This is a genomic window from Colwellia sp. C1TZA3, from assembly GCF_007954265.1.
In the GTDB taxonomy this organism is placed as follows: Bacteria; Pseudomonadota; Gammaproteobacteria; order Enterobacterales; family Alteromonadaceae; genus Cognaticolwellia.
In genome coordinates, this window is sequence record NZ_VOLS01000093.1 from 1 (window position 1) to 7396 (window position 7396).

A 7396-nucleotide genomic window follows, 5' to 3' on the forward strand; every position below is an offset into this window, starting at 1 on the left:
ATATGTCGCCATCGAAAAGAAGTTCTAAGCGTTATGTTTAAGGCTTTAGCTGATTTTCTAAGAGACACGCCTTCCCACATTAACTTCGTGTATTCAATCCACTTCTCAGCCTTTTTCATGCGGTAAAGCGGTGAATCAGCAAGCGCATTAAAAGTTTTGAAGCAGGATTTACACTTAAAGCGTTGAATTCCTTGCTTTGTCATACCCCAACGGTTTAATTCATGTGAATTGCAATAAGGACAATGAGATATTGTTTCTTCATGGTCGGCAATGGCTTGACCCACTTGGTTATTGGAAATATTTGATTCAACCTCATGCCGAAGTTTTTTTAGTTGGGAGTAGTTTAAGTGGGTAACGTGATGTAATATATTTTGAAACTGCTTGGAAGCCATGTTGCACCTACCATTGTTGGGTTTCAATACATTAAGTATAGTTCACCAACACCGAAAGACAACATAGCTGTTTATATACAGCTAAGGGTTGTATTGTTATATCTTATACCAGTTCCATTAAGTTTGTGATCTTGTTGTGCGCAGGAAAAATAATTCAAGGTAAGGCGCTCGATTGAGCAATAGCTGGCTATTGGGATTGAGAGCAACACAGCCTTGAGCTATGTTAACGAGTACAAGTGAGCAATAACTTAATGGGATTGGTATAATACCAAGTTGATTAATTACCTGCTCATTTTTAATGGTTAAAATGAATAACTACAGCGTTATAAAATTTATAAGGTGAATAACTACTGACTAAATTTTATGCCTTGTATTTATCCCTTTTTCCTCATGAAAAAGTAGATCACTTAATTAATCAAATTGGTATTACATCAATTTATTTATATGGCATGGTAAATGTTTAAAAATAAGCCTGCGCAAAAAAAGATAATTCATATCGACATGGACTGCTTTTACGCGGCAGTCGAAATGCGTGATAATCCCCAGTGGCGCAATGTGCCTATTGCTGTTGGTGGCAATGGCCCGCGGGGTGTGTTGTGTACTTGTAACTACAAGGCGAGAGAGTTTGGTGTGCGCTCAGCTATGCCAAACGCAAGAGCGAGAGCACTTTGTCCTGAACTGATTATTGTTAATGGCCGTATGTCAGTTTATCAGCAAGTATCGCAACAAATTAGCGCTATATTACACCGTTACACTGAATTAATTGAACCTTTGTCGTTAGATGAAGCGTATCTCGATGTCACTGATTCGCCCTTGTTTTATGGTAGCGCTACGTTAATTGCCGAACAAATACGACGTGATATCTATAACGAACTTAATCTCACTGCATCGGCCGGTATTGCACCGAATAAGTTTTTGGCTAAGATTGCTAGCGATGAAAACAAGCCTAATGGTCAATGTGTGGTTACGCCAGAAAATGTTAATGCTTTTGTGGCTAATTTACCGCTGAAAAAAATCCCCGGCATTGGGCCAAAAACGAGTAAAAAGCTAAAAGCTTTTGGTTTTGAAAATTGTGCCGATGTAAGAGCCAGTTCGGTAAAAAATTTACACACTATAGTGGGTAAATTTGCCAACGTTCTATACCAACGTAGCTTTGGTATCGACGACAGGGCACTTGAAACCTCAAGGGTTAGAAAATCACTGGCCATTGAAACCACTCTGGCAGAAGACGTTGACTCCATTGAACAATGTCAGGTAATACTGATGAGTTTATTTAGCAAACTACAACGGCGCTTAGCCAAACATATCGATCGTGAAATTAGCAAACAAACAGTAAAAATTAAGTTTGCCGACTTTCAGCAAACAACCGTTGATATTCAATCAAAGGCTTGTCTTGAAGCTGTTTTTATTGAGTTATTACAAAAAGCTATGACCCGAGCTAATAATCGAAAAGTTCGTTTGATAGGCCTGTCATTGGGTTTTGCTGAGCAGCACAGTCATGATAAGCACAGTCAGTTAGCTTTATTTTAGCTTTAAATTATTTTTATGTGACTTGTGTGATGATTTAATGTTGCTATATTGTTATATTGTGATGTTAGAATAAAATGATATAAGTTTGGTTGAATAAAGCAGAGCTAACCTATAATAATTTAAGTGCAAAAGTTTAACGTTATCAAGAGAATTTAGCTTATGCTGTGAGCGTTTAAATATTAGTCATATTAGAAATGGCAGGAAAATTATGTTAAAAAAACTTTTGGTGATACCTACTACACTGTTTAGCGTTTTAGTGAGTGCAGCAATAAGTACAATCTTGAGTGTTTCATTGCATGCGCAAGAAATGGCTGATGCCGATATAACGGTGCAACCCGCTGCAGGCGGTGTTTATATGTTGCAAGGTCCCGGTGGTAATATTGGCGTGTTAGCCACAGACCAAGGTTTGCTATTAGTTGATGATAAATTTGCCCCATTAGCTGAAAAAATTGAAGCTGCAATGAAAGGCATTGAGGACAAAGAACTTAAATATGTGATTAATACTCATTATCACGGCGATCATACTGGCGGTAATCAGTTTTTTTCACATAAAGCGCCAATTTTTGCGCATGAGAATGTTCGTAGCCGTTTAAGTAGCAAAACCGACCATAAAGTAGCAAGTTTGCCGGTTGTAACCTACAAAGATGGCATTACTATTTATTTAGCTAACGAAGAAATTCAGCTAACACATTTAACGAATGGTCATACCGACGGCGATACCTATGTTTACTTTAAAAAAGCGAAGGTATTACATACCGGTGATTTGTTTTTTGAAGTTGGTTTTCCTTATGTCGACTTAGACAGTGGTGGCAGTGTTAAAGGCTATTTAGCCAATGTTAAGCACATGCTTAAAAATACCCCCGATGATGTAGTGATTATTCCAGGTCATGGCAAGTTAACCGACAAGAGCCAGATGCTAGCTTTTGCGAAAATGATGGAGTTTAGTATTAATAAAGTTTCTGCGGCACTTGCTGCAGGCAAATCTGAACAGCAAATACTTAACGAAGGAATTGGCGAAAAATATCAGCATTTGTCTTGGGCATTTATTACTGAAGAGAAATGGCTGAAAACTTTAGTTGCTGATTTAAAGTAACAGGTTGCTGAGTCAAAGTAATAGGTGAGTAATAGTCGTTGGCTGTTTGAATACAAAGCCCAACAAGAGTAAACTCAGCTAATCTACTATAGATAACTTACCTATAAGGGCTTTTTAAGAGTCCTTTTTTTATGCGTAGAATTTACAGAATATACGGTATATCTCAGGTGCATAGCGATTACTCAATCGCCATAATTAATTTCTGCATCACTAATTTAGTGAAGTATCTTGATTGTAGACTACTAGAATACAAACAAGATACTTTACTAATAAAAACTTCACTCCATCTAAATGGAATTGAGATTATTTATTTTTTTAAAGAGTAAGAATCTATCGATCCAAGTAGTGCCATTAACTAAGGCTAATTTTTATAATTATTGATTGTCCGTACAGCTAAGATGTAGATTACCACGCTCTTAGCTGTACGGGTTCATAAACATATCTATGACTGAGAAATAAAATGTCAACTGTTAAACAGATAACACAAGTGAATAGAAAAAATAGATGAATACAAATATTCATATGGTTAATGACAATCCTTTTTTAATTTTATGTAACGCGGTATGTGTTTCTTGTCCAAAACAATATCAAGCTATGTATATTGGCAAAAATATTTATATCCAACGATATAATATCTTTATAGAAGGCATCAGATACAAAATTTCCAACCCAATGTTCCCAATTCTCTGTGCTTTTAACGCACATGAAGGAAAAACATTAACTAGAGAATTTTTGCTCGCTTATGGTTGGGGGTTAGGCAATAAGGTTAGTAACAATGTCACTGTAGCCATATTAGAATTAAGGGTTTTGTTAAGTAAGCAACCTAGCTTAGAAATAGTTGCAGTTCGCGGAAAAGGATATCAGATGTTTAATAAAAGTAAGTGGAATGTTAAATGATAGCGATCCTTCCAATATCTATCAAACATGAGGGCAAAAAATATTTTTTTTACCCTCGAGTGGAGTTAATCACTGGCTGTATTTCGAATGAAAATAGTGTTTATGAAATATTATGCCAAGTAATGGATGGGCAGTTACAAATATCTCCTACGGAGATATTTAATGAATTAGAAAACAGTGAAATCTATATCATTTATCACCACATATTAAGCAATATAAAGGTGAAAAAAACTACTGCGATTTCACTCAATGTCGACATTGATTTTTTAAATACATATTACCTTGAAATTCTTTTATCGGAATTTACTGAACATATAATCATTCTGGAACTATCAGAAAATAAAACTTTACAATCAATAATCCAAAGTAACAATAAACTGTTATATGTTCAACGACCTAATAACAGTTTATTCGTTGGAAATTAAAGAACTTTTAATCAGTACAATAATTCACAGTTAGTTGCTACCCATATGCTACAAAAATAATCAGACGTAGCAGTGATTTAACTTTAAGTTTTTGGTTTATAGTGTTATATGTATTTTTCAAGGAGCCTTAACAGGGCGGTATAGGGCAGGGCGTACCTAGAAAGCGTCTATGACATAATTGGAAGATCGGGTCTGTAAAAATTACTAATAAAATGAATAGGGAGATCAAGTGGTCATTAAAGAAGTACGTATTAGAAACTACCGTTTACTAAAAGATGTCCAAATGACATTGACCTAATTAATGAAATTGGTATAACATCTCGTTCAAGTTTGGCCTCAGTTACAGCGGGAGTTTGAAAATATTGAAAATAAAAATTGTCGATGCCTGCATAGCGCAGGTTAGAGAGCATATTTTTAGAGCCAGTAGGTACATAAGAAACACTCATACCTACAACAGCGGTAAAAAAATCGGGCCTTAATAGTGCGCAGCTCCATGCGACAGGTGCACTCCAGTCGTGACCAATAATAACAGCTTATTTTCACCTAACGCGCCAACCAATTCGACCATATCACCTACAAGGTATAGTATAAGCACTGACGTCTATAGGTGCAGTGGTTTTACCATAACCTCTCATGTCAGGTGCAACTGCTTTGTAACCAGCTTCGGCCAAAACGACAATCTGACTACGCCACAAAATCGCTAATTCAGGAAAACCATGATATAACAACACCAACGGCCCACCACCCATACTGGTGACTTTCATAGTTAAGCTGTTGACCTCCAACATTTGAATATCAGGCTCTGTTAATCCAGATTCTGTTAATTTAATTTGCTTGTTCATAATTGAAAATACTATTGTTTAATTAACCGCAGCCAAACGAAGTAAATTATCCACAGCATTCTTAACATGTTGACCATAACGTTTAAGTTGATTAATTTTTTTATGGTCATCCGCACTGATGTTAGCTATGAGATGCGAAAAACCATCAAGGCGACAATCTATCAACCATTTGGTTATTTCTTCATGTGATCTCCATTGGCCCTCATTCATCAACAGATGTGCCTGAGATGTTAGAAAGTCTTTTACTGTGTCAGTCATAGGCGTTGGCCGGGTCATGGCATGACGCAATGCATCGTCTTCTATACTTACTTCTATATGGGCTATCAAAGCAGCACTAAAACAAGGCTGAAACACGCGTATACATTGTAGGTTAATCTGCCCAAGCTCGAATACAGGCGTGAAATTATTGACGTTATTGCATAGACCCGCAGCTGTGCAATCAATGTATAAAGTATCTGGCTGACAACTTACCTCACCCTTAGTTAATTGCATTCCTTTAGTGTCGATGCTCTCAACTCGCCCCAGTCTAACAACATGACTGATACGTTGAATCTGCTCAAGTTCAATTTTAGTAATTAGGGCTGCATGAAACATTGTGGGCCACACATTTCTATCAAGACGCAGCCAGTTTCCTCTGGACTCCATACCTAAACACAACTCTTCCAATGTTGCGGCTGTGGCAAAGTTTTCGGTTTGTCCGGCGATAAACTCTAATGTATATTCCAGAAAATCCTTGTCAGGTTGAAACTTACTACGATCATAAAACCATGAGTCTCTTGGGATGACCCAGGTGATATTATCAGCAGGGTAGTTATTGGCCAGTAGCCAAGTGATGCTGTCAATCCCAGTCTTGCCACCCCCTAGTACGGTAATATGCTTGTGTTTTGGCGCTAATCGGCACAAATGGTTGGGTGGTACACAATTTACCCCCTCAGCAACCTTAAACTTAGGGGTATGAGTCATGGGAATTTCTGTGTTCATAAGAGTGGCGTTCACTACTTTTATGTTAACAGTCACCTTATGCTCCTCACCTGACATCAGAGAAAGGATGGCACCATTATCTGTGTAATCACACAAAGGAAGATACTGGACTCGCTTAGAGGGGATAAACACCTCCTCCATGAGTGCGTGATAATAGTGAATAACCTCAACGCCCGTTGCTAATTCGAAGTGACCTTTGTTAAAGCCAGTTTCATCTAATCTGTGACGACCTAAGGGGCGTGAAGCGACACCATAAAAACTTGATGGTTGGTGTAATCGTACAAAAGGGTATGCATCATTCCAGTGCCCGCCTACTTTTGGTCGGCGATCGACAATCAAAAATGTTGCATCGGTTTCTTTGAGCATAGTATCGATAAAAGCCATTGCCATGGCACCACCGCCAATAATAAGATAATCTGTTTTATAATCCATGAAGTTTCCTAGTGACTGGTTTTATCTATAGAGATATAACAATAGTCTGTACAATAAATAAACAATAGTTTTGTCATCATAAATATTGTCTTTCTACAAAATTTATAGTCACAATTAACTCAAAGCTGTCATTAATTAATAATTGAAGTTAACGTCAGCTGTGCATCTTAAGTGGCAAAGGTTAGCGTTCTGAGATGAAACACCAGAGGCATATTGAGCTTGCTGGAAGCATCGAACAATTACTTATTAGGCCACCCATAATAACTTGTGCATATTTTAATCACTACTTAGTGAGCGTCCGCTAATAAGCACCTTGATTTAAATAGCGTTGACGTTTGCATTATATTTATAATCTTCTAATATTATTGGTGTTGGCAACAATACTAAGCAGGACGCTTGGTTATGGATACTTCAGGATGAAGTTCGGTGGCACGGAGCTACTACAAGGACGAATAAAACAGGGAGTGTTGATCATGGATGATTTTCTCTGTTTTCCCCACTAATTTTTTCTACACTTTAATGAGTTTTACATTCCAAGGTAATAGCGTCTTAATGTCGAGTTTAGGGTTGGGCATACTTATCAGGCCACCCATAATACTTATCAGGCCACCCATAATAACGTGTGCATATTTGAACCACTAAACTAGACTTAATTTACCTTTATTAATTTCGGTAACTGTTATGCCTAAGCCTCGCTCACAACAAATCAGTTTAGTAGATACCTCCTATTATCACATCTGCAGCCGTACAGTACGAAAGGCTTTTTTATGTGGCGTAGATAAGGAAACGGGTGTCAGTTTTGAA

General features: G+C 37.4%; 6 protein-coding genes. 3 read left to right on the forward strand and 3 right to left on the reverse strand.

What is annotated here, in order from left to right; genetic code table 11:
• Positions 1-392, reverse strand: a 392-nt coding sequence (locus ESZ39_RS16705; protein ID WP_146881061.1) for an IS1 family transposase, incomplete at its 3' end; no start/stop codon positions are given.
• 456 nt (positions 393-848) lie between these two features.
• Here ESZ39_RS16705 and dinB point away from each other — a divergent pair.
• The 3 genes from dinB to ESZ39_RS18190 all read left to right on the forward strand — a co-directional run bounded on the left by dinB (position 849) and on the right by ESZ39_RS18190 (position 3912).
• On the forward strand, positions 849-1922 hold the full coding sequence (gene dinB / locus ESZ39_RS16710) for a DNA polymerase IV (protein WP_146881062.1): 1074 nt from the start codon (positions 849-851) through the stop codon (positions 1920-1922).
• 208 nt (positions 1923-2130) lie between these two features.
• Positions 2131-3015 (forward strand): MBL fold metallo-hydrolase, encoded by an 885-nt coding sequence (locus ESZ39_RS16715; RefSeq protein WP_146881063.1) that lies wholly within the window; start codon positions 2131-2133, stop codon positions 3013-3015.
• Positions 3016-3519: 504 nt separating this feature from the next.
• A complete protein-coding gene (locus ESZ39_RS18190; RefSeq protein ID WP_223270431.1) occupies positions 3520-3912 on the forward strand; it encodes a transcriptional regulator in 393 nt (130 codons plus the stop codon).
• Positions 3913-4906: 994 nt separating this feature from the next.
• On the opposite strand, the gene ESZ39_RS18195 is transcribed toward ESZ39_RS18190, so the two are convergent.
• Both ESZ39_RS18195 and ESZ39_RS16730 read right to left on the reverse strand, forming a co-directional pair.
• Entirely contained in the window at positions 4907-5179 is a 273-nt protein-coding gene (locus ESZ39_RS18195; RefSeq protein ID WP_223270432.1) for an alpha/beta fold hydrolase, read from the reverse strand.
• Positions 5180-5197: 18 nt separating this feature from the next.
• Positions 5198-6592 (reverse strand): NAD(P)/FAD-dependent oxidoreductase, encoded by a 1395-nt coding sequence (locus ESZ39_RS16730; RefSeq protein WP_146881064.1) that lies wholly within the window; start codon positions 6590-6592, stop codon positions 5198-5200.
• Positions 6593-7396 lie beyond the last annotated feature (804 nt).